The organism is Mesorhizobium sp. M00.F.Ca.ET.216.01.1.1, from assembly GCF_004010325.2.
Classification (GTDB): Bacteria; Pseudomonadota; Alphaproteobacteria; order Rhizobiales; family Rhizobiaceae; genus Mesorhizobium.
Genome location: NZ_SADR02000379.1, coordinates 1 through 317, shown reverse-complemented (window position 1 = coordinate 317; position 317 = coordinate 1). Strand labels below are relative to the sequence as shown.

The window sequence follows — 317 nt, the reverse complement described above, 5'->3', positions numbered from 1 at the left end:
CCGCTTGGAATTACGCCCCTACTTCGCGGATACCTTGGCCTTGCTCAGGAAGAATCCGTGGCCATTGCTGCCCGTGCAGCTCAGTCCCTTCGTCGACGACTGGCAGGAAAACGGCCCCTGGCTCCAGCTGTTGCCGTAGCCGAGCTTGGTCACATCGCTGCAACAACCCTGCTCGCCGGGATTCTTGATCAGTGTCGCCGGGCCTTTGGGGCCCAATATCACCGTGACGTAGCTCGGCTCGACGCGCGAGCAGGAAAGCTCCGGCCCACCGTCTCGCGGCGTGTAAGTGCTGGTGCCGCCCTTCGGAGAATAGATGC

Annotated in this window: 1 protein-coding gene; it reads right to left on the bottom strand. The window is 62.5% G+C overall.

What is annotated here, in order from left to right; translation table 11 throughout:
- Window positions 1–18: 18 nt before the first annotated feature.
- Window positions 19–317, bottom strand: a 299-nt coding sequence (locus tag EN859_RS36570) for a hypothetical protein (protein ID WP_135913702.1), incomplete at its 5' end; no start/stop codon positions are given.